This window comes from Hymenobacter monticola, assembly GCF_022811645.1.
Taxonomy (GTDB): domain Bacteria; phylum Bacteroidota; class Bacteroidia; order Cytophagales; family Hymenobacteraceae; genus Hymenobacter; species Hymenobacter monticola.
Map to the genome: position 1 here is coordinate 4661092 of NZ_CP094534.1, position 22088 is coordinate 4683179.

General features: G+C 57.1%; 21 protein-coding genes. 3 read left to right on the forward strand and 18 right to left on the reverse strand.

What is annotated here, in order from left to right:
- Positions 1 to 24: 24 nt before the first annotated feature.
- The 11 genes from MTP16_RS19500 to hsdR form a co-directional block, all read right to left on the reverse strand.
- On the reverse strand, positions 25 to 3378 hold the full coding sequence (locus tag MTP16_RS19500) for a helicase-related protein (RefSeq protein WP_243512987.1): 3354 nt from the start codon (positions 3376 to 3378) through the stop codon (positions 25 to 27).
- A 161-nt stretch (positions 3379 to 3539) separates the two neighbouring features.
- Positions 3540 to 3812, reverse strand: coding sequence for a membrane protein insertion efficiency factor YidD (gene yidD / locus MTP16_RS26105; RefSeq protein WP_380285866.1), 273 nt, complete (start codon positions 3810 to 3812; stop codon positions 3540 to 3542).
- An 11-nt stretch (positions 3813 to 3823) separates the two neighbouring features.
- Entirely contained in the window at positions 3824 to 4060 is a 237-nt protein-coding gene (locus MTP16_RS19505) for a hypothetical protein (RefSeq protein ID WP_243512988.1), read from the reverse strand.
- A gap of 43 nt (positions 4061 to 4103) precedes the next feature.
- Positions 4104 to 5162: a phospholipase D family protein gene (locus MTP16_RS19510; RefSeq protein WP_243512989.1), complete on the reverse strand. Its 1059-nt coding sequence runs from the start codon at positions 5160 to 5162 to the stop codon at positions 4104 to 4106.
- 97 nt (positions 5163 to 5259) lie between these two features.
- On the reverse strand, positions 5260 to 5850 hold the full coding sequence (locus MTP16_RS19515; protein ID WP_243512991.1) for a hypothetical protein: 591 nt from the start codon (positions 5848 to 5850) through the stop codon (positions 5260 to 5262).
- 64 nt (positions 5851 to 5914) lie between these two features.
- Positions 5915 to 6877, reverse strand: coding sequence for a hypothetical protein (locus MTP16_RS19520; RefSeq protein WP_243512993.1), 963 nt, complete (start codon positions 6875 to 6877; stop codon positions 5915 to 5917).
- Between the two features lie 12 nt (positions 6878 to 6889).
- A complete protein-coding gene (locus MTP16_RS19525; protein WP_243512994.1) occupies positions 6890 to 8149 on the reverse strand; it encodes a hypothetical protein in 1260 nt (419 codons plus the stop codon).
- A gap of 98 nt (positions 8150 to 8247) precedes the next feature.
- Positions 8248 to 8886: a hypothetical protein gene (locus MTP16_RS19530; RefSeq protein WP_243512995.1), complete on the reverse strand. Its 639-nt coding sequence runs from the start codon at positions 8884 to 8886 to the stop codon at positions 8248 to 8250.
- 46 nt (positions 8887 to 8932) lie between these two features.
- Positions 8933 to 10525 (reverse strand): restriction endonuclease subunit S, encoded by a 1593-nt coding sequence (locus MTP16_RS19535; protein ID WP_243512996.1) that lies wholly within the window; start codon positions 10523 to 10525, stop codon positions 8933 to 8935.
- Positions 10526 to 10599: 74 nt separating this feature from the next.
- A complete protein-coding gene (locus MTP16_RS19540; protein WP_243512997.1) occupies positions 10600 to 12021 on the reverse strand; it encodes a class I SAM-dependent DNA methyltransferase in 1422 nt (473 codons plus the stop codon).
- Between the two features lie 119 nt (positions 12022 to 12140).
- On the reverse strand, positions 12141 to 14588 hold the full coding sequence (gene hsdR, locus MTP16_RS19545; protein ID WP_243512998.1) for an EcoAI/FtnUII family type I restriction enzme subunit R: 2448 nt from the start codon (positions 14586 to 14588) through the stop codon (positions 12141 to 12143).
- A gap of 495 nt (positions 14589 to 15083) precedes the next feature.
- Between hsdR and MTP16_RS19550 the strand changes: the two genes are divergently transcribed.
- A complete protein-coding gene (locus MTP16_RS19550) occupies positions 15084 to 15794 on the forward strand; it encodes a hypothetical protein (RefSeq protein WP_243512999.1) in 711 nt (236 codons plus the stop codon).
- Here MTP16_RS19550 and MTP16_RS19555 read toward each other — a convergent pair.
- From MTP16_RS19555 to MTP16_RS19580, 6 genes are read right to left on the reverse strand one after another with little or no spacing between them, the layout of a single operon-like run.
- Positions 15748 to 16272 (reverse strand): DUF488 domain-containing protein, encoded by a 525-nt coding sequence (locus MTP16_RS19555; RefSeq protein ID WP_243513000.1) that lies wholly within the window; start codon positions 16270 to 16272, stop codon positions 15748 to 15750. The two genes, MTP16_RS19550 and MTP16_RS19555, sit on opposite strands and share 47 nt — an antisense overlap.
- Positions 16273 to 16308: 36 nt before the next feature.
- Positions 16309 to 17730 carry a replicative DNA helicase gene (gene dnaB / locus MTP16_RS19560; protein ID WP_243513002.1) on the reverse strand — a complete coding sequence of 474 codons (1422 nt, stop codon included), beginning with the start codon at positions 17728 to 17730 and terminating at the stop codon, positions 16309 to 16311.
- Positions 17731 to 17741: 11 nt separating this feature from the next.
- Complete coding sequence (locus MTP16_RS19565) at positions 17742 to 18566, reverse strand: hypothetical protein (RefSeq protein ID WP_243513004.1); 825 nt, start codon at positions 18564 to 18566, stop codon at positions 17742 to 17744.
- On the reverse strand, positions 18563 to 19168 hold the full coding sequence (locus MTP16_RS19570; protein WP_243513006.1) for a hypothetical protein: 606 nt from the start codon (positions 19166 to 19168) through the stop codon (positions 18563 to 18565). Before MTP16_RS19570 ends, MTP16_RS19565 begins: the two co-directional genes overlap by 4 nt.
- A 12-nt stretch (positions 19169 to 19180) precedes the next feature.
- Positions 19181 to 19519: a helix-turn-helix domain-containing protein gene (locus tag MTP16_RS19575; RefSeq protein ID WP_243513007.1), complete on the reverse strand. Its 339-nt coding sequence runs from the start codon at positions 19517 to 19519 to the stop codon at positions 19181 to 19183.
- A 2-nt stretch (positions 19520 to 19521) separates the two neighbouring features.
- The gene (locus MTP16_RS19580) at positions 19522 to 19770 is read right to left on the reverse strand and encodes a hypothetical protein (protein WP_243513008.1); all 249 of its coding nucleotides are present in this window, start codon (positions 19768 to 19770) and stop codon (positions 19522 to 19524) included.
- A gap of 424 nt (positions 19771 to 20194) precedes the next feature.
- Between MTP16_RS19580 and MTP16_RS19585 the strand changes: the two genes are divergently transcribed.
- Positions 20195 to 20755, forward strand: coding sequence for a S24 family peptidase (locus tag MTP16_RS19585; protein ID WP_243513009.1), 561 nt, complete (start codon positions 20195 to 20197; stop codon positions 20753 to 20755).
- 380 nt (positions 20756 to 21135) lie between these two features.
- On the forward strand, positions 21136 to 21621 hold the full coding sequence (locus MTP16_RS19590) for a hypothetical protein (RefSeq protein WP_243513010.1): 486 nt from the start codon (positions 21136 to 21138) through the stop codon (positions 21619 to 21621).
- 59 nt (positions 21622 to 21680) lie between these two features.
- Here MTP16_RS19590 and MTP16_RS19595 read toward each other — a convergent pair whose 3' ends face one another.
- On the reverse strand, positions 21681 to 22031 hold the full coding sequence (locus MTP16_RS19595; protein ID WP_243513011.1) for a 4Fe-4S dicluster domain-containing protein: 351 nt from the start codon (positions 22029 to 22031) through the stop codon (positions 21681 to 21683).
- Between the last annotated feature and the right edge of the window lie 57 nt (positions 22032 to 22088).

A 22088-nucleotide genomic window follows, 5' to 3' on the forward strand; every position in this document is an offset into this window, starting at 1 on the left:
AGCATCGCGAATCACTAAATCGGTCTAAGCCAATGCAGCATCGAGAGTGACATTGCTTAGGCTGAAGTCTTTCCGGCGCAGGGCTTTGATTTTTTCCTGTTGGTGCAAGAGCAGCTGCTGGAAGTTGGGGTTGCCGTCGCTTAAGGAGATGGAGCGGGCGGCACCGGCTTTCCAGTCGGCTCGGAACAGGTCTTCGGGAAGTACTTGCTCGCCGCTGGGCAGGGCGACAAATGCGCAGACGGGGTACTGCTCCGTGCGCTCTTGGGAGCCAGTGGCCAGAATAGTGGATACTTGGGCGGTGACGAGGGCAAGGACCTGCGCATTCTTTCCAGCGAGAGTCATGGGCAGCGGAGCGGCAAAACCCGTTTGGCCGCCGAACTGAGCCTTGCGGCAGAGCTCCACCAACTCATTGAAGAATGTATTGCCGAAGCCGAAGTATTCGAACTTCTCACCGAGTTTAGCATCGGCGACCCTGCCCTGTTCGAACGTAAAGGCGCGGTCTTGGTAGAGGCTGGCGCTTATTCCGAAGTCACGGCTAACGGATTCAGGCAGTGTGAAGGTGTGAACGTTCTGGTTATGGTCGTGGTGCATGCTGCCTCCTAATGCTTCGGCCATGGTGATAGCAAAAAGCTGCAGATACTGCACCTCGGGTGAGGCGTAGAACCCGGCCATGTCTTTTACCAGGTCGCGCACTTCGGTGCCCACGCTGCGTGCCAAGTAGTCGTTTTCGGCGGTGACCATCTTGATGGCCTCGTTGATGCGGCCCAGGGCCTGCTCTACCCGCTTTTCTCTCAGGCTGTCGTTCAGCTCGCTGATGATGTTTTCGAACTCCCCACCCTTTTCTTCTTGAACGGCGCCGAGGACGCGCATTTTTAAGTCGTACACCAGGGCGTCGCGGAGCTGCTCGGGGACGTGCTGGAAGGTGACGGTGAGCAAATAATTGCGGACCATCTCATCCACACGCTCGTCGAGGCGCTGCATCACGCGCTGGTCGGAAATGGCGTTCATGACGTAAAAATTGATAACCGTCACGTCTTTCTCTTGCCCGTAGCGCCATACCCGACCAATGCGCTGCTGCAGGCGCGAGGGGTTCCAGGGCATGTCGAAGTTGATGATTTTGTGGGCGAACTGTAAGTTGATGCCTTCACCACCGGCTTCGGTGGAAATCATGAAACGCACCTTGTTTTTGAACTTGCTGACCTCGCGCTGCCGGTCTTCGATGGAGATGGCGCCTTGAATTTCGGCAGTGTGCTCCCGACCGCCTAAGGCCTCACGCAGCACCTCCAGCGTTTTGACGAACTGGGTGAAGATGATGAATTTGCTGTCTTGGTGCTCGGGTTCGTTTACCAGCTCCTTGAGGCGGTCGACCTTAGTATCAATCTTCTGCTTCTCCAGACCAGCGCCTACAGCGACAATCGCGCGCAGGCTTTCGGCTTCTCCTTTGAAATACTCATCGGAGCTCATTTGCTTGATGAGCTTCTGGATGTCGCGTTCTTCGCGCTCGTCCTTGAGCGTTTCATCGTCTTTGTCGTCGTAGAAGGCGTCGATGGGGGGAATTTCTCCGGAGTCTTCGGCAGCTTGCATCATGCGGTACTGCAGGCGTGCGCGCATGGAACGCAGTACGTTTTTCCAGCTTGAAGCAAGCATTTTCCGGTAGATACCGGATACGAAGCCAATTTGCACGGCTAGCTTGCCTTGGGCCCGTTGCTGGGCCTGGTGCAGGCGCTCGATGTAGGCCACTACCAGCTCGCAGAATTCTAGTTCGGGGGCAGACAGCTCGACTTTTTCGGCTTTGGCCATTACGTCGCGGAACAAGGGAGTGCCTTTGAAGTCGGTGACGCTAAGCTTGTCGTTGCGGTAAACGAACTCCTGCAATATTTCGGGCTGGCTGATGCGCTCGTGCGCCAGGGGGCGGTCATTGGTAGGGAAGCGGGCTTGGTCGAGCAGGTGCAGCAAGTTGATGAACTTGTTGCGGTCGCCGCTGTGGGGCGTGGCGGAGAGCAGAAGCAGTTTGTTGATTTTTTCAGCTTTGCGCATGTCGCGCAACAGCTTCCACAACTGAACAGCATCGTTGGAGGCACGGTGGCACTCGTCGACAATAACCAAATCGTAGGGCGCCATGTGGCGCATGATGGCATCTTCCATGTCGCCTACCACGGCGGCGAAGTAAGAGGCAATAAGGAGGTTGCAGCCCTGGGAACCATTGCTGAAAGCCTCGGCGCCGGGGATGGTATCATGCTTCCAAACGCGGAAGTTGAGGCCAAACTTCTCTCGCAATTCCAGCAGCCACTGTGCTTTCAAGCTGGCGGGTACGAGGATGAGAACCCGGGCCTTGTCGCCCAAGCGGCGCACCACGTCTTTGATGATGAGGCCGGCTTCGATGGTTTTGCCTAGTCCCACGTCATCGGCTAGGAGCAGGTTGCCGTCGCTCTCCGCGCTGATGAATTTTTTGAGTGCCAGCAGCTGGTGGGGCACCGGACGAATACGGTAATCTTCGAACTCCCCGGTGAGGCAGTTCTGGGCGTAGAGGTAGTTGCCAAGAAAGCGGGCTTTCACTTTAGCCAGCGCGGCACCTTGGCCCGAAGCCAAAAGAGTGAGCGGGTCGACAACTCGGGTCAGGTCGGCGAGCTTAACCACGACGATGGCGTCGTTGAAGATGACGCGGGCATTTTCACCGTCAATCTTAAAGATTTCGCCGCGGCCTTGGTCGGGGTGGTTTACGGCATCACCGGGTTGTAGATTTTCCATATTCTGAAAGGTTTGGGCTTTCTGCCAGCTGTTTTCAGCAGCGTTGACCATGAGGGCAAGGTGGGGGTCGTCGGTGGTGCCGGTTTGAATGACTAGGGGTGACTCGGTGTTGCGATGCAGCCAGGCGTTGGCGGTGAAGTTGGCGCTGCCGGAGAAGACAACGGTGTTGCCGTTGGTGAGGTAGAACACATATAGCTTGGTATGCATGATGCCCTCGCCTTCGGGGCCCGAGCTGGTACGGAACTGCCCCACGGCCTCAATCTTGCCCCGGATGCGGCCGCGGGTGTAGACGTTGCTGTTAAAGCTGTAGTCGGAAACGACACGAACCCCGAAGCCATAGGTACGACTGAGCTGATTCAGCTCTTCGCTCATGTACTCGTCGACGTAGGCCACACTGAGCAAGACCTCCCGGCTTTGGCTGGCGTATTTTTTAAATAGCGCCAAGCTGGGGGCCGGCTCGTTGACGGTTTGCATTTTGTAACTGCGGTTGGTGGCGGCGGTAGGAGAATTGTCTAGCTCAAAGATGAGCATATCGGTCTTGGCCAGGGTGCTCCACTCCCACCCGTCGGTGTGCTGGCGGGTGCGCACTTGGATGCCCCGGGCAAACAGCAGCTCGTCGAATTGGGACATAAAAGCCGTGGTGCGATTGCTGCGTCCGAAGCGAGACAGCAGGGTATTTAGCTGCATGCGGACCCCTTGGGTGGGTGCGGCAAGAAGTTGACTGTGCAGCTCGTCAACAAATGTTTCGGGGGCGGCCATGGAGCATAAAAGTGTTAAAGTGGAGCGTAGAATTAGCAGACCTTACGGGCGGCTTCGGCAGCAGGAATTTGGGTGCCGTCGGGAAGCTGCAGAAGCCACTGGCCGGTGATGGGATGGTGGAAGGCGTAGGCTCCTGGGCGGCATTTTTGGGTGCGGTGCTGCAGGGCTTGGATTCCGGCCATCAGACCATGCCGGCGGGTGCGGAGGTAGACGTGCCGGGAACAGCTGACGCGAAACAGACACTGGCGCCGATGAGCAGACGGCCACACCCACCAGTAGAGCTTGATTAACCAGAGGAGCGGCAAACCAGGTAGAATTAAGCAGGCTGGCTTTGGAAGACGACCATGGAGACGGACGTGTTGGTGGCGGGAGTCGCGCCGAGGCCAAAGCAGCCGTTGGTGCCGGCTCGGGTGGTGTAGACGCGCTCGATGCGAACGTAGTACCAGCCACTGGCGGCGTATTGGGTGACGAGTTGCTCTAGCTGGGCAGCGGCGTGCTCGGCCGTTTCGCTATTGCCGATAGAAGCGGTGAAGGGGACGACTTTGTATTGCATGTAGCTTTTAAATCAAATAGGCGGAGAGATGGCGAAGAATTGATTAGCGGGAAGCCAGAATGGGGTTGCGCTTGCTGGTGCGGCCGTTGGTGGGGTTGCCGGTGAGGTGGCAGTAGCGCTCGGGGTAGTCTTCGTTGCCGAACTCAGCCCACTTTTTGTATGCGGAATAACTGAATGGACGGTCGGGGTTGAAAGCAATGGTGGCTCCGGTGCGGATGCAATACCCTTGTTCCGGCTTGGAAGAGGCCGGTTCGCGGTGGAAATTGGATGGCGCGGTGGGGCGAGCTACCGGAGCCTGATAGGTTTCGCGCCGCTGGTAGGGCTGGCTTACAGAGGGCGCTGGCGCCGTGGGGGGTGCGAATGGCGCCGGCGCCGGCTCGGCAACGAATGCAGGCTGGGGCGCTAGGCGGGCTTCGACTTCTTGGCGGCTGGGGCGCACCTGGGCCAACGTTTGGCTAAACTCAACCTCTTTGGGTAGGCTGGAGAGGCGGCAGCTTTTGTATGGGCGGTTGTGGAGCACCTCCTCGATGGCGTCGAAGACGATGGTGGGCTCCAGGTGGTCTTTGCCGCCCACTATCTTGGACATGAAGCCGGTGCGCATTTTGAAGACGGGGCGCTTGGCGAAGATGACATCGTGGGAATTGGCCACAAGCATGGCCTGCTCAAAAGCTTGGTCTTCGAGGCTTTTGCGGTTGATGGTTTCGAGCAGCTTCTCCATGATAGGGGCATTCTCGCTGTAGACCCCGAACTCAATGTTGTTGCGGAAAGAGTAGTCGTAGAGGTTGATGGAGGTGACCACGCCTTTTACCTCGTTGCCGTAGTACTTGGCGTGAAGGTTGGGAGCATAGATGACCGTGACGTTGGGGAATTTGGTGAAGTAATCTAGGTCGGTGCGGCTGACGCTGCGGGTGATGTTGCCCTCGTTTTTGCCGAATACCACGATGAGCTCCAGCTCGGGATTGTGGGCGTGGCGGTCGAGTATTTCGCGGAAGTAATTATCCAGCTTGATGTAGGGGGAGACCAGTAATAGCTGGCGCTTGGCTTCGAACAGGATGTCGTAAACGACTTCTTCGAGTTCTTTGCCGGTAACGAACTTGGACATTGGGATTTGGTGAAAAAATGGGTAGATAGCACTACTTGGCAGCAAGCTGCCGGTATTTGACTCGGGGTAGCCAATGAGTAGTAGGCAAAAAGGGAAGCTACTCCTCAGTTTCGGTGACAGCTTCGTCGCGGCGGCGCTGCTCTTCTTCGCGTTGCTGGGCTTGACGCTGTTCCTCCTCTTCTTCCTCCTGGCGTACTTGCCGGCGGTGGTCCTCGTCCTCCTGCTGCACGCGGGCTTCTTCGGTGGCATTGGCTTGGAGTTGGTCTTCGTGCTCCTGCACCACATCGGCTTCGCCGGTGGCGTCGGAATCGGTGGAGCAGGAACCTTCCTCGCCTTGGATGCGCACAGTGTAGTCGGCGCCTACGTCGCTAGTGAAACTGGCGTCGCCGTCCTCGATGTCGGGGCCGTTGTAGTGGGTTTCATCGAGCCAGCCGCCGTTGGGCCAGTGGATTTTGACCAGGTGGTTGTCTTCGACGTCGACGAGGAGGGTGTAGGTGGAATTGGTGCCGGTGGGCGAATAGTAGTAGGTGACCTCGGCACAGTAGGTACCATCGGCGTAGCCGCTTGATGGGGAGGAGTCTTCCGCTTCAGCGCTTTCGTCGGAATCGGCGGAGGCGTTGGAGCAACTGCTAAAAGATAGAGAAGCAGCTAAGGCAAACCCTAGCGCGGGCAGGTAGAGGTGGCGCATGAGCATGGTAATGAAAGCATGAGGTGGCTTCCTCCGCGTATTTACAGAGTCAGGACAACTAAGGCTATTTGAGGGCTGCAACAGCTTTAGGCCCGGAAGCAGGCGCGTTCATCATGTCCAGCACTGCTTTCTCAATGATACCAGGAGGCACGTTGTTGAGCAGCAACTTATAGTGTTCGGCGGGGATGCCCATCTCCTGAAACCACTTGTTCCAATACCGAAGAATTAACTGCTCGTGCGTGGCGTCGTTGCCGTGAGGGGCTAATTCTAACACAACTACCCGCAAATCGGGGTATTTCTGGCTGGCCATCATCCCGTAGTTTTCCCTGTCGAACGTACCGATGGGGTCGGGCTTGTGAGAGAGCGTATTGACCTGGCCGTAGGAGGTGCGGTTGCCACTAAAAGGCCGTTTTTTGAGAATATCGACGGAGAAGTCGTTGTACCCGTCGGTAACAATAACCAGCGTTTGCACCACACTGTCCAGCGGGGCTTTCTTGCCCGTGAGCAGGTACATTGGCAGCTCGGTTTCGAAGAAGCTCCAGATGTCAGCACCAGTATAGCCTTGCTGGGCCGCCTGGGCCTGGGTTTGAGAATAGAGCTGTACCGTTTGTTGCAAGAGCGAATCGGTGAGGCTTTCTACGCGCTTTTGCTGCTTGTTATTGAGGGGCAAGGCGGCCATATCCACCATGAAATCGGCCTGGTGGTTGGATTGCGCATCGGACGTACTGCCTCGTTGGCGGGACACCAGTACCGAAAGCTGGTCGCGAGAGTTAACGTAGAAGTTGTGCTTGACCTGCTGCTTGAATACTTCTGTCACTGCTTTAATATCCTGCAGGTCGCGCACGGCCTGAGGGCCGCGGCCCAACTTTGGGTCGATACGGTTGGACAAGTCGAGCAGGACCGTGATGTGATGCTGGGCTACGGCCTTGGGAGGGGGCGGCGGCGGGGTAGTGTAAACAAGGGCCATGACCGCACCAATGAATACCACTACCGCCAGCGTCATGAGTAAAATAAACTTCTTATTCATACAGCTATGCTCTTAGAGGGCACTCGGCTTGAGTTGCTTTTGGACTTGTTGTAAATATTCTTTGACAAGGTCCGTAGCCTCGTCCTGCCGTTCCTTAACACGCATTTGCGTGCCGCTAATGAACTCCAGCCAGCCTTTGGTGAATTGGGCTATTTCGCCTTCAAACTCGGACCACATGATGGTTTTTTGGCTGAGACTGGATTCCAGCTTTTTGATAAGGGCAAGGTTGGCGTCAAGCTTGGTGCGCAACTCTTCGAGCTTTTCGCGCCACTGCTGAATCTCGGCGGTGAGTTGGTCAATCTTGCGCTTGCGGCGGCGGATGGCTGCTTGAATGGGCTGGGAGTTCTTGGCCTGCTCGGCTACAGAATTAACCATGAGGCCCCAGAGGATGTACACCAGAAAGCCCGCTGCCAATACTATCCAAAAGTCGATGTCGCTGAGGAGCTGGGAGGTGTGCCAAGGCTCGGTGGCAACGCCCGTTTTGAGTTTTAGGTCGTAGAGGTTGTAAGTGATTTTGCCGGCGAGGAGGGCATCGAAGCCGAAGGCGCCTAAGGTGAGGGCCGTCGCCATCAGCATGTTTTTGCGCTGAAATGCCTTGTGAATCATGTAGCCAAGGCTTAGAAACACAAAGGGAATGAGCAGCACCAAGGGCAGCGTTAGGCCGCCTTGCTCGCGGGCATGCAAAAAGGCTTTGGGGTCGAAAACGTTACTGAACAGCACCGACATATCGCCGTTTTGCTGCAGGGCTTGCAAGTCCTGCGCAGCATTGCGGAAGAAGGCGGAATAGCTGGTTGAAACGTAAAAAACAATCAGGTAAAGAGTGAGGAAAATCAGAAACAGTGAGCTGATGGCAAACTCAAACTGGCTAAATTCGTCGTTCTCTAGCTCGTACTTTTTTGGGTTGCCAGGAATTTCATCAATCTCGTCTTTGAGTTGCTGAATCTGCTCTTGGCGAGACTGTATTTCTTCGTTTTCGATAAGGGCGACCTGGCGTATTAGGGGCTCGTTGGCTTCGGTGAGCTCCGCAATTTTGCCGCGGTACTCCGCTGCCCGGGTGCCGAGGCGGCTGACGTGCTCTTGGTGGAGCATGGTCAGGTTAACGGTAAGGGCTTGGGGCGCGGCATCAGACTTGCCGGCGGCTTGGAAGCCACGGTTGCGCAATGCGGCTTCGTCGGTGCCAAGCTTGGAATCGGTGGCGGCGAGCAATTCGTCCAGATTGTCGGGGGAGTCGACGCCGGGTGCTTTGCCTTTGGAGGAAGTAAAAATATCCATGCAGTAACAGGTAATGAGTGAGAGAAAATCTGATTGAAGAGCAATGAAGTGCTTGCCGGAAGTAATTCCGACCGGCACATCGTTGCCGGAGCTAGGCGCTAGAGGCCAAGCCCGTTTTTGTAGTTTTCCATCTCCTTTTTCAGGGCGTTGAGCTTCCTGGTGAAGGTTTTTTGGATGGAGTTTTTCTCCTTCTCCAATTTGGAGGCGGGGTCGAGGCTTTCCTTCCGGTAAAACACGGTGACGGCGTTGCGGGAGGCGTTGCCTTTGTGCTGGAGGAAGTGGACGTAGGTTTTGTTGTAGAGGTCGTTGAGGGAGGCACCGAACACGGGCTCGAACACGCTGAGTGAGCGGTTGGTATTTTCCGTCAACTCACAGGCGCAGTCGTAGAGGTAGAGGTCGGTTTCGTCCTTCCAGTGACTGCAGTTGTAGAGGTACAGGTCTTCGAGCAGCTGGGCGGCAAAGACGTGCTTCTTGTTTTGGAGACCGAAGTAGAGGATGGTGCCGGCTTTGGCTAGCAGCCACTCTTTGCGGAAGTGGTGTTGATGCTTCACTTCAGCCAGCATTTCCTCGCTGCTGCGGTAGTGCTCGGGCTTGAGGCCGATGGGGCGCAGCTGGCGAAAGCCCCCTTCCTGGGCAACCAGGCACACCTGCGTGCCCTCGTGCAGCTCGATGCGTTGGTTGTCGCGGGTGTCGTAGAAATGGCCTTGCCGGAATACAGCATTACGGGTTTCGAACATGGTTGCAGAAGAAAGGAGGATGGGAGGACGAAGCAGCTAGGGGATACTACTCGTCAAATTGGATAGCATCGAACAGGTCGGGCGGCGCGTTTTCTAGGGTGAATGCAGGTCGGCGCGGGCGGCCCCGCTTGGCCTTGGGCGGGGCTGAAGTTTCAGCTTCGGCCAGCTCCAGTTCGGCTTCTTCGGCGGGCTCGGTGCCGACAGGCGGGGCCAGGGCCTCGCGCAGGGCGGTTTGGAGCAGTTGCTCGGCCAGCCGGCGGCTCTCGCGGATGCGCTGCTCCAATGCGTCGCAGTGCTGCATAAGCTGCTCTAGTTTTGATACGATGCGGCGCTGCTCAGCTAGTGGAGGCAGGGGTATCAGAAGCTTATTTAGAATTCGGTGGTTCAGGTTGTTCATTGTTGAACCGACCGAAGCGCTTAGTAAGTAATTTTTAGAATATTCAGACCTAAACACTCTTACAAAATACTCGTTGTCAATGAGTTTATTGAGTTTCATGAAAAAGGAGCCGGTTCCACATAACCAGCCATCTTCTTTATCAGTAACGATAGCGCAGCGGCCCATTTCGCCTCTTCTTGCTGCTACAATATCTCCTGCATCCAGTATATAGCTAGTCAATCTTTTCTTGGTATCTGGAGTAACCGTCATCTTCTCTGAAGGGACAATTTTGCCCTCCACGATATTCATTGGATTAACCAATGGTATCCCGCCAAAAACGTAATCATGCTTATGTAGCATGGAGCCAAATGGGCCTGTTGAAGCAGAAACCATAAGTTCCTTAAGCTCACACCATGCCCAATTCGCGGGGATTTCAAACGGTCCTTCCACCGCTTCTACCTCTTCCTCAAACAAGGCACCAGCCTTGCCCTTTTTCCCCGTTGCTGCCTTAGCCGCTTGCAGCTTCTTCAGCAGCAGGGCGGCGGGTTCGTCGGTGGGGTCTTGGGGGAGTAGTTGGCCTTGCATGGCCTCGCGTAGCAGGGCTTGGCGGAGCTGGGTGAGGTGGACGATTTGCTGGTCGTGTTCTTCATCAATGCCTTTTAGATTTTGGCACAGTTGATAGGCATTGAAAAGCACTTGACTTTCAAGCAGGTTTTCTCCTTTTACTAAGGCTTCGAAATCTTCTACCAGTTGTTGCTGCTCAAGCAGAGTGGATGGCAATGGAACCTCGATGCTCAAAAAGCCTTTGGTGTCAAGGTTACGTAGTCCGGTTGTTGTTTTCTGCGTGTCAAACTTCCAAGCAAGAGCTTGTGGCGACTTTAAAAACAAGTCCAAATACGCCGGCCAAATACGCTTCTGGTCCGGACGCAACACCAATAAGAAATTGGAGGCAATGACGTAAGGAAAGGAGGAATCTGATTTGAAAACTTGGCTTTTACCAACCAAATCAAGACTGCCATTTGATTTTATGACAACAACGTCGTTGTCCATCAAATTGAAGTTGTCAATCTCCTTTTGCGTGAAGCAACGCTCCTCCGCTTTCTCAAAATCGATAAACCCAAATCTGATATCAGGGCTTCTCAACACTTTTGCATTAATGCCTCCGTCAAAATAGTCGCTCCCCCAAGAACCACCTTTCGATTCGGTAAGGAGATTTCGAAGCGGTTTAGCTGGGTATTTCCGACGTAATTCGTCGAAAAACATCGTCTTCAAGAATGGAATGGTATTGCCTTCACGCTTGCGTAAAGCGTCAAACGCTCTTGTAACAGCTATACGATTCATACCAACTCCCCTTTCAACGCATTCAACAACGCCTCACTCTTCGAAAAGCTCTGGCCCAACAACTCAATCAGCTCGGCGCTGGTGTATTCGTGCGCTTCCTCGACCTGGTGCGGATTCTTAATATCTAGGTCGTAGTTGCGGTCAATAATTGTTTGAATAGGTACGCGCCAGGCCACTTCGCTCTCCTCGCGGTTTTTCCACCACGCCTCAAGGGGCTGAAACTCGTCTCGGCGAATGGTTTTGGTTTTGGAGTAGGACTTCTGGCCCTCGGGCAGGCGGTGCTGGTAGTACCAGATTTCCTTGGTGGGCGTGCCCTTGGTGAAGAACAGCAGGTTGGTGGCCACCGTGGCGTATGGCTGGAACACGGAGTTGGGCAGGCGCACGATGGTGTGCAGGTTGCAGTCTTCGAGCAGCTTTTGGCGCACCCGCTGCTTCACGCCCTCGCCGGTGAGGGAGCCATCGGGCAGCACTACGCCGGCGCGGCCGCCGTCCTTGAGCAGGTGCATGATGAGGACAAGGAAGAGGTCGGCCGATTCCTTGGTGCGGAAGTTGGCGGGGAAGTTGGCTTCGTTGCCGTTGGCCACCACGCCGCCGAAGGGCGGGTTGGCGAGCACCACGTCGACCCGGTCTTTCTGGGAGTAGGCGCTCAGGGACTGGTCGAGCACGTCGCGGAAGGTAATGTTGGGCACCTCCACGTCGTGCAGAATGAGGTTGGTGGTGGCCAGTAGGAACGGCAGGGGCTTGTACTCCCACCCTTTCACCTTCTGGAGCTCCTGCTGGTCGGCCACGGAGGTAGCCTGGCTTTTGAGGGTTTCGACAGCGGAGGTGAGGAAGCCACCGGTGCCGCAGGCGGGGTCGAGGATGGTTTCGCCGAGCTTGGGAGCCAGGATGTCGCAGATGAAGTTCGTGACAGCACGGGGCGTGTAGAACTCGCCGCTTTTGCCGGCGCTTTGCAGGCCCTTGAGGATGCTCTCGTAGATGTCGCCAAAGGCGTGGCGGTCTTTAGCGCGGTTGAAGTCAATTTCGTTGAGCTTGTTGAGCACCTTGCGCAGGTTGCCGCCCGACTTCATGTAGTTGTTGTTGCCCGAGAATACTTCGCGCACGATGAGGGCACGGCGGTTGCCGGTGCTTACGTCGAGACCGCGCAGGGCGGGAAACAGGTCGCGGTCGATGAATTCGAGTAGGGCGTCGCCGGTCATGCCTTCGTCGTCGGCAGCCCAGGCGTCCCAACGGTACTCGGCGGGAATGGGCGACTGGTATGCGTCGTCCATGAGCTCGAGCTCCTGGTCTTTGTCGGAGAAAATCTTGAAAAACAGCATCCAGGCGAACTGCTCGATGCGCTGGGCGTCACCGTTGAGGCCGGTGTCCTGCCACATGATTTTCTCGATGGATTTATAGAGCGATGAAAGGTTAGACATTCAGGGGAAAGTGTAAATAATTCTTAAAATGGTGCGAATAAGCAGAACAGGCTGCCAATGTATGCAGCTCGCGCTTTACATGCACTATGGTGCAAAAAAATCAGACGGGTGTGAGGATTTTAGGCGGAGCGGTATAGCTCTTGCTCCAGCTCTTGGATGGCTTGCTGGTACTTGGTTTTGCCGCCGAAGCCTTTCACAATCTCAACGGGCGAACCAAGCTGGGTGAGCGGGTACACTTTCAGTACCTCCATGCTTTCAAGCTCCTCCAGGCCCTTGTCGGCGTACTTCTCGGACAGGGCTTCGAGAACCTTGCGGGCCTGGTCGCCATACTTGGTGAAGTAGTTGCGCTTCTTCACGTTGTTGAGCCGCTCTTTACGGGTGAGCGGGGGCTGGTCGTAGGCGACGTGGCAAATGAGGTCGAACAGGTCGACGTCGTGACTGACCGAGGCCTGCAGCTTTTCGACGGGGACGCCCTGCTCCTCCAGCTCCTGCAGGATGGCAGCTTTGCGGTCGGTGGCCTGCCAAGTGGTGAGGAACTCCTCGAGCGTAGGGAACTGCTCTTTTATCTGCTGGCGGGCGTAGTCGGTGAGCTTTACTGTAATGGGCTTGCCGTGTTGGTCGAAGTGCATCTCGCGCTCCATGAGCACGGACACGTCCACGTTGTTGACGTAGATTTTGTAGGCGGGCGGCGGAGGCGGATTGGGGCCGCCTCCACCGGGCTGGCGGATTCTGGGGCCATCGGGGCCAAGCTGGTCGTCCTCTTCTTCCTCGTCCTCCACTTCCGGGAAATCAACTACCTCACCGGTTTCGATATCAATTACGGGCTGGTCATCATCTTCCTCCCCTCCTTCTCCAGCACCTTCGGGTTCGAGGTCGTCATCTTCGTCAACTTCCTTGATGCGGATGGGGTCGCCGTCGAAATCAGGGTCGGCGAAGAGGTTGGTGGCCTGGCGGAAATCGAGGATGGTGAAGAACATCTTACCGTACTCCTCGTTGATGCGGGTGCCCCGGCCGATGATTTGCTTGAACTTGGTCATCGAGTTGATGTTGCTGTCGAGCACAATCAACTGGCAGGTTTGCGCGTCGACGCCGGTGGTCATCAGCTCGGAAGTGGTGACGATGACGGGGTATTTCTGCTCGGGGTCGATGAAGTTGTCGAGCTCCTTTTTGCCGATTTCGTTGTCGCCCGTGATGCGCATGACGTAGCGGTGGTCGGCTTTTACCAGGTCGGGGTTCTCGTTGACGAGGGCCTTGCGCATGCGCTCGGCGTGGTCGATGTCGACGCAGAACACAATGGTTTTGGCTAGACGATTAAAGCCCTTGAGAAACTCGGACACCTTGCGGGCCACCAGCTGGGTGCGTTCCTCGATAACAAGCTTACGGTCGAAGTCCTTGAGGTTGTAGATTTGGTCTACCACCTCCTGGCCGTGGACGTCGGTTTTGCCGGCTTCGGGACGCCAGCCGTCGAAGTCGACGTTCATGCCGATGCGCACCACTTTATAGGGAGCTAGGAAGCCGTCGTCGATGCCCTGCTTAAGGGAGTAAGTGTAGAGCGGGTCGCCGAAGTACTCGATGTTGCTGACTTCGGTGGTTTCGCGTGGGGTGGCGGTGAGGCCGATTTGGGATGCCTTCTTGAAGTAGCGCAGAATCTCGCGCCAGTTGCTGTCTTCGCGGGCGCTACCGCGGTGGCACTCGTCGACGATGATGAGGTCGAAGAAGTCCTCGCTGAACTGCTTGTAGATGTTGCTGGCTTCTTCGGAGCCGGACAGGCCCTGGTAGAGGGCCAGGTAGATTTCGTAGCTTTTGTCGACCTGGTGGTTCTGGACCACGGTCATCTTGTCTTTGAAGTGCTTGAAGTCGCCGCGCCGGGTTTGGTCGATGAGGGCGTTGCGGTCAGCCAGGAACAGGATGCGCTTTTTGGCACCCGATTTCCAGAGGCGGTGCACGATTTGAAAGGCTGTGTAGGTCTTGCCAGTGCCGGTGGCCATTACCAGCAGAATGCGGTCCTGGCCTTTGGCAATGGCCTCAATGGTGCGGTTGATGGCAATTTGCTGGTAGTAGCGCGGGCGTCGGCCGCTGCCGTCGGAGTAGTACGCCTGTTCGGCCATTTTGGCGGCCAGTGGGGACTCCAGGCCCTTGTACTTCTTGTATTTAGCCCACAGCACTTCGGGCGAGGGAAATTCATCGAGAGCCAAAGAGGTTTCGAGGGGGCCTTCGGTGACAGTTTTATCGTGGAATGCAAAGCCGTCGCCATTGGAGCTGAACACGAAGGGCAAGTCGAGGATGGCCGCGTAGTCCATGGCCTGCTGCATGCCCGAGCTGACGGAGTGCTTGTTGTCCTTGGCCTCCACCACCGCCATGGGGATGTTGGGCTTGTAGTAGAGGATGTAGTCGGCGCGCTTGGCTTTGCCACGGGCAGTGAGCTTGCCTTTGACGTAGATTTTGCCGTCAGTGAAAGAGACTTCCTCCAGGAACTGGCTGAGCTTATTCCAGCCAGCCTGTTCGAGCGCGGGGGTAATGAACTTGGTGCAGATGTCGCGCTCGGACATCTCTTTCTTGGCTAGCATAAAACTTATCGGGTAGAAAAAGTCTGCTAATGTAGCTGGGATTATTAACACTACAATAGACCCTTCTAGAGGTCAATTTTTTCTAATCCGTTGGTAATCGGTTTCAACTTCATGGCTAAGGTGAAGCATAATGTTTTTCAATAGACTGACTGCTATGTAATCAGTTATTGCAGAACCCACATATCAGCTTCATTTTATGGCCGTGAAAGTGCCACCATTGACCAAAACCGTAGGCTGCTCTTTGCGACATTGCCACTGCTAATTGCCAGAAATGGTACGGCTGCAAAAGCCAATCACTCAAGGGAGCTACTTGGGAGCTTAGGATTATAAATACCTGAGGGCTAGATTTGGAACCTACCTAATCCGAGTCATCCAATGCCAGTTGAGCGAATACTGATTTGGGGCAAAACCTACCCTGAGCTAAGCAAGAAACACGGCGAGGTCGTTTGCACTGCTGGCTGCCGAGAGGATGGCACCCCCATACGACTCTACCCGGTGCCGCTACGCTACTTGCCAGCGTTCGGCAAATACAGCTTGTACAACTGGATAGAAGTCAACGTGGAGCGCAACTACACGGATGCGCGCCCGGAAAGCCATAAAGTGGTGGGCATGCCTCGGGTGGTTGGGGAGCTCAAAACCGAAAACAACTGGGCCGAGAGGCGGGAATTACTATTTAAGAACCCGGCCTGGCATTACGGCTGCATCAATGACTTAAAAACAGCTCAGCGGGCGGCGAAGGCCTCGCTTGGCGTGGTCAAGGTTGGCCAGGTTGAACGCGTTTGGATTGTAGAACGGCCGGCCGACGAGTTGCGGGAGCATCGGAACCTGATGCGGGCATTGAAGAGCCGGCTCAAGCTATTTGACGAGCCACAAATGCGTGACTTGGACCCACAGGAATTTAAAGTGCACATGCAGTGGCGGTGTGCCCATCCGGACTGCCCAGGTGGGCACACCGCCGGCATCATGGATTGGGGCCTGGCTCAGCTGGGGCGAAAGAAGGGCAAGGACGCGGCGCTTAAGCGGATGCAGGAACTGGCCGACCTTACGAAACACGATTTGCACCTGCTATTGGGAAATTTTGCCAAGCACCAAGGCAACTTTGGTATCATCGGTATATGGTATCCGCAAACAGCAGAGCACCTGGCTAGTAAAGCCAAGCCTACGCGCAAACCAGGGCCTGCACTGCAGCTAAGTCTTGGGTTGTGAACCTGGGTGCGCCGTCGGGGTCCAGGTGTACTATTAGCGCATCGTGACCGGTCTGAGCCTGCCAGCGGTACAGCAAAATGGCGCGGTGACAGTCGGCCGGATGACGTTCGTAGCAGAGCAAGCAGACGCTTTGGCCCCGGGCCAGCCGAGGTTGTAACCAGGCATCAAATTGGGCTACGATGTCGGGTTGCTGCTCTAAGTGGTCAGCATATAACTCCAGGCAGTGCTGATGCGAATCTGCTATCCGACGGAGCGGCTTGGGGTTGCCGGCATATCGGGCGTGCTCATAGTCGATACCAGCAGCTTGTAAGGCTTCACGTAGTGGCTTTGCAGAAAAGCCAGGCCGGTAACTCCAAGGGGTTTCCCTGACATCCAGCACTACGGTCACATTGGCCTTTAGCAGCTGGGCCAGAAAGTCGGGCAACGTGCGCAGCTGATAACCGCAGGAATAAATAACACCGGGAGCAATAGTTTCCATTTAGGTCAAAGTAAGCGAGTAAAATGCAGGCAGCCGTTAAATGTGCGCTGGGGCCATATTGGGCGTGAGGTCGGAGAAAGTGCCGCGGCGCATTGAGCAAGCCGCCACCACCTCATCAGTGGCGCCATTGCGGTGCTTGGCGATGTCGAACAGAACCGTGTCTGCGGTGGCGGTACCATCCTCGTACTCGGCGATGTCGTAATACTCGCCGCGCCAGAGGAAGACGATGCAGTCGGCATCTTGCTCCAAGCTGCCGGACTCGCGCAGGTCGCTGAGCAGGGGGCGCTTCTCTCCTCCCCTTTTCTCCACGTCGCGGGAAAGCTGGCTGAGGGCGATGACCGGGGCATTAAGCTCTTTTGCCAACTCTTTGAGGCCGCGGCTGATGCTACCTACTTCCTGCTCGCGGTTGCCCTTCTGGTCGCCGCGCATGAGTTGGATGTAGTCGACCAAGACCAGGCCCAAGAGGTGTTGAGCATGCAGACGGGCGCACTTGGCGCGCAGCTGCTGGATGCTCAGGCCGGGTGTATCGTCAACGTGCAGGGTATGGCCGTTCGTGTGCAGGCGCTGGGCCTGTTGGCGGATATGGGCCACTTGCTCGAGGCCACCGGGCAGGTTGCCGCGGCGTAGGTCGGAATTGCTGTAGCCGGGGACTTCGCTGGCCACCATGCGCTGCATGAGTTGCAGGGTGGGCATTTCGAGGCTGAAAATGGCGGTGTGGTAGCCGTGGTCGAGGGCGGCGGTGCGGGCGAAATGCAGCAGAGCAGCGGTTTTGCCCATTGCGGGGCGGGCGGCGAGTAGTACTAGGTCGCCGGGCTGCCAGCCGCCGGTGAGGCCGTCGAGGGCGGTGAGACCGGTGGGGATGCCGGTGAGTCCGCGCTGTTGGACGGCCTGGGCCAGGCGGTCGAAGGTGGCGTCGAAAGCGTCGGCGGCGGTTTGGCCGGGGCGAGTTTCGAGGGTGCGGTGAAGCGCGGTTAGATGGGTCTGGGCGTCTGCCAGCAGCTCCAGGGGGTCGCGGGTCTGGTCGTAGCCGTGGGCGGTTAGCTCGGTGCCCGCGGTGATGACGACGCGGCGGGCGTGCTGCTCCTGCAAGATGCGGCAGTGGGTTTCGAAGTGGGCGGCCGAGTTGATTTTCATGGTCAGCTGGGCCACGAAGTGCGGTCCACCGGTGCGCTCCAGCGTGCCGCGGTGGCGCAGCTGCTGCACGACGGTCAGTTGGTCGGCGTGCTCGCCGCGCTGCACCAGGTCGCGGATGGCCAAGTAAATCTGCTGGTGGGCGGTAGAGTAGAATACCTGCTCGTCGGGCAGTGTGGCCAGCAGGGTGCGCTGGGCTTCGGCTTCGAGCAGGGCCGCGCCGAGCACGGCGGCTTCGAGGTCGAGGGCTTGGGGTGGCAGTTGGCCGCTGGTGGGCGCGGAAACGGCGCGGCGGGCGGAATAAACTTGGGGACGGTCTTCGGACATGAGGCAATGAGTTAGCTCCAACGGGTGGGGTCGAGCGGTTTGGGTGAGGTGCGGGCCCGGACGGGGGCCGGCGGGCCGCTGCCGTGGGAGCCAGCGGCCTGGAATTGGGGGCGGCGACGCATCCAGTTGCGGAAAGCAGCGCGCCAGTTGACCATGGGGGTTTTGCCGCTCACGCGCCAGCCGTTGCTTTCGTAGTGGTCGCAGAAGGCGGCGGCCTCGGCCTGCGCCTCGGCGCTGGTGGCGTACTGCTCGCCGGCAAAGGCCTGGACCTCGGCCAGCGTGGGCGGCGCGGCACTCTGCTTCCGGGCGTCAGCTGTTTTTTTGGCTGACTTCTCCTTCACAACTTTTTCAACGGGGAGAGCGGGCGCGGTGGCGTCAGCCACCTCTCTCTCTTTTATTGAAGTTGTAATTGAAGATGAAAATGAAGGGGTTGGAATTTGCTTATCCCCGGTGGTTGGCGTTTGGTTGGCGGTTTGGTTAAGCAAACGTGGATTTCCGCCCTTTTTGCCGGCGGCCGTGCGTACTTGACGCAGGTTTTCATCTTTGACCATGCGGCGGCAGAACAGCGCGCCGTCGGTGTCGCGGCGGCTGGCTACGCCATAGGTTAGCAGGGTGGTTAGAATTTGGTTGGCAGTTTGGTTATCCAAACCGAGGCGGCGGGCAATGACGGCATCGGGCATAGGCTGGCCGTTGACGAGCAGCACGCCGCGCTCGTCGCTGTCGTGCATCATCAACAGCAGCTCGAACCAGGCCCCGCGCTGCAGCAGGTCGAGGGCCTGGACGCCCTGGTCCTTGTGCCAGTCGCCGGGGTAGAATTGGATAGCCGGGAGCTTCATGCCTCGGGGCGTGTGGAAACCAGAAGTGTGCTGGCGCTGCCGGGCTGCTCAAAAAGGTCGAGCTGGCGGTACTCGGTGCATTTGCCGCGCAAGGCGGCTTCAACCTCGGTAAGGGCCTCGGCTAACTCGGTTTCGAGCAGGGGCGCATACGGGTAGGCCGCATCGGTTTCGTCGGTAAAGCTGACGTAGGGGCTGGTCAGATTCAGCACCTTGTTGCCGGTGAGGGCGCGTTGGCCGATGAGCGTAACGCCGCCCTGACCTTTGCCCATCGAGAAGCCAGTGACGGTGAAGGCTTCGAAACGGGCGGGTAGCTCCTCGGCCACGTCGGGCCAGAAGTCGGGCGTTTCGGTCAGCTGCTCGGTGAGCAGGCAGAGGTGCGGCACCAGGCGGCTCAGGGCGTGGGGCAGGTCAGGATGCACTTGCTCGGCGCAAGTGAGGGCAAAGGCGCGTGGCGGGGCATCCTGGGTGCGTTGCTCGGTGAATTCGCATGTCAGGTGCTGGTCTTTGAGCTTGACCTTTTGGATGGTGATGATGGAGGCCGTGGCCGGCGGGCTGCCGGCGTCGGTCCCGGCGGGGCCGACAAGGGGAAGTAGCTGGGACATGATGACAAGGGATTAGGCAGCCTTAGCCATGAGTGGGCGGCTTTGCGGCACCGCAGGCATGGGCGGCAGCTGGCGGCGGTTGTAGCGGTTGAGGTAGCGGATGAGCTCCGATTCGTAGAAGCCCCACTCCTTCTCGTTGAGTTTGAGTCCTGCCAGGCGCCCGGCGCGGCGGGCGCGGCGCAGGCCGGCGGGCGTAATGTTGAGATAGTCGGCGGCCTGGCGGACATTGAGCAGCCGGTCGGGCGGAGCTGGCCGGGTCTTAGGAGCGGCGGCTTCAAATTCCTTTAGGCGCTGCACGTCGGCCAGCAGCTGCTGCCACTCCTGTTCGGGCACTAAGAGAGCAACTTGCATGACTAGGCGGCGGTGGCTTTAGTGGCCCGGGCCTGCAGGGCGTTCACCCGCTCCTTTTCGGTTTCGACCACACTGATGAAAGCTTCGGCCACGTCGGTATTGTGGTAGCGGCCATTGAGAATGTTGTAGACCTGCTGCTTGGAGTAGGTCTTGCCTTTTGAGGCCAGTAAGTCGACTGTGCGCTTGGCAAAGTCGTTGCGCTTGGGCAGCGTGGCCCGCAGCTCAGAAATAATCTTTGCGAACTGTTCCATTTTGTTTGCTATTACGTATCTTTGTTTAGACTTCTAAGCCCAAATGTGGCTACTAAAGTTGGTAACAGCAAAAAAAGTTTACCCACTAACAGCAATAAAAGTGGACTCAAGAGCAACCGTTGGCACCCGCATAAACGACGTAATGAGCCATTTTGGCTTGTCCGCCTATCAGTTAGCTAAGAATCTAGGCTACGAAGGTCCCCAAAAGTTGTATAAGCTGGTTCAGAATAAATCGAAGCCAGGTTATGAAACTCTAATGGACATTCTCGACCATTACCCGCAATTGAGTTCGGAATGGTTGATGCGCGGCGAGGGGCCTATGTTGCACTCGGATGCGCCCGTGACACGCGCTTCGGCTCCAGTAGCAGAAGTGCCAGTTGAGAAGACTAACCCTGCCCCCTCGTACACCGGTTTTCCGAAAGCAGTGACGGTAAACGAAAACGGCGAGGAACAAACCAGCGTCGTGACGGGGAAAGTGGAAGCAGGTTACCTGCTCGCCCGCAACCCGGAAGAGATGATGGCAGAGCTGGAAACCATCAGCGTGCCGGGGCTACGGGGTAAGTCATACCGGGCGTTCGAGGTATCGGGCAACAGCATGCAGCCGACGCTGAGCCCGGGTGACCTGGTCATTGCCTCATACACCGAGCGGCTAGACCTGATTCAACCCAAGCATGTGTACGTGGTGGTGGCTAACGACCGGCTCATGGTAAAGCGCCTGCGCGGGCCGGTGAAGCGCAACGAGCCACTGGAATTGCTATCGGACAACCGGTTTTACGACCCGTTCATCCTGCCGCAGGAAGACCTGCGCGAGTTGTGGCAGGTGCGGGGCGTGTTCACGCGTAGCGTGCCGGCCAATGCCAATGAGGCCTTTGACCGCATGCTGGTGCTGCTGGAAATGCTGGCCCACGACTCGCAGCAGCTGCGCAGTATGCTGCTCGATGTAGCCGCCCGATTTGATGTAAAACTGTTGCCAGAAATCCACTAGGGAGCCCTAGCTCCCATTTACGCTCCACAAGGAATTTCATCTAACCCATTTTTTCACGCAAGCGGCTGTAAAAAAGAGAGTTAATTTAGTCATTTAGGGGTTCGTTTGGGTTCCGTCCAGACCGCTACCGTTTGCTAAAAAGGCCCTTCACTTGTCGTGAAGGGCCTTTTTTATTTGCTTATGTTTAGCCACAGTAGCCAAGTTGACACATCAGCTTATTATTACTATTGAAAAACGAACTGCTGAGCATTGAGAAAAACGGCGACATCCCGTTTGTCTTATAACTAAACTGCCCCAATAAGGCGAATCTTTAGGTTTGCTATTGACAGTTATTAAGTAGTTCCCGTATATAGGAGCTTCACATTCATTACTCCTATCCCATGCGCTACTCCCCTATCCTGCCGCTGGCTTTTTTGCTGGGCTGCGCCACCGCCGACCAGCCCGCCACCGAAGCGCCGGCCACTACGCCGGCTGCCCCCACCATCAGCCGGGCCTTTGATGTGCCCGCGCTACTGGGCCTGAGCGCCAGCGAAATCGCTCGGCCGCTAGCCGGCCAGGGCATCCGGCCCGACCCCAATGCCATGTCTCAGAACGGTGCTTCGGGCACCACCGAAACCGTAACCACCTACTGGCACGACTCCACCGGCCTCGACGTGAGCTACGACCCGGCCACGCTGCGGGTGAACAGCTTTTTCGTAAAGCCCCGGTCTGGCCATACCGCTAACTATGAGACGCTATTGAAGCTGGCCAACGTGAGCCGCTACGACAAACGCCTGACTATTGAGCCCATGGCGTCGGTCGACAACCCACAGTTGTACACGGGAGTGAAAATAACCCCGCAAGCGCCCACCGCGGCAGCGCAGTGAATTCCACAAAAAAGCCCGCTTCGGTTGAAGCGGGCTTTTTTGTGGAATTCAGCCAATGCCTAGGCGGCAACGTGCAGCCAGTCTTTCTTTTCGAGCAGGCGCTCGCGGGTTTCGCGCATGTCGGGGTCGTCCACGCAGCAGTCTACGGGGCACACGGCGGCGCACTGGGGCTCTTCGTGGAAGCCCACGCACTCGGTGCACTTGTCCGACACGATGTAGTAGTACTCATCCGACACCGGCGTTTGGGGGGCCGTGCCCGACACCGTGGCGCCGTCGCCGGTGGTTACTTCTTTCAGGGTGGTGCCATCGGCCCAGCGCCACTGGGCGCCGCCTTCGTAAATCGCGTTGTTGGGGCATTCCGGCTCGCAGGCACCACAGTTGATGCACTCGTCGGTTATCATGATGGCCATGGGGCGTCAGGAAATCAGGGGTGAAGGGAAACCAAAGCGTTACGGGCAGGCTTTACG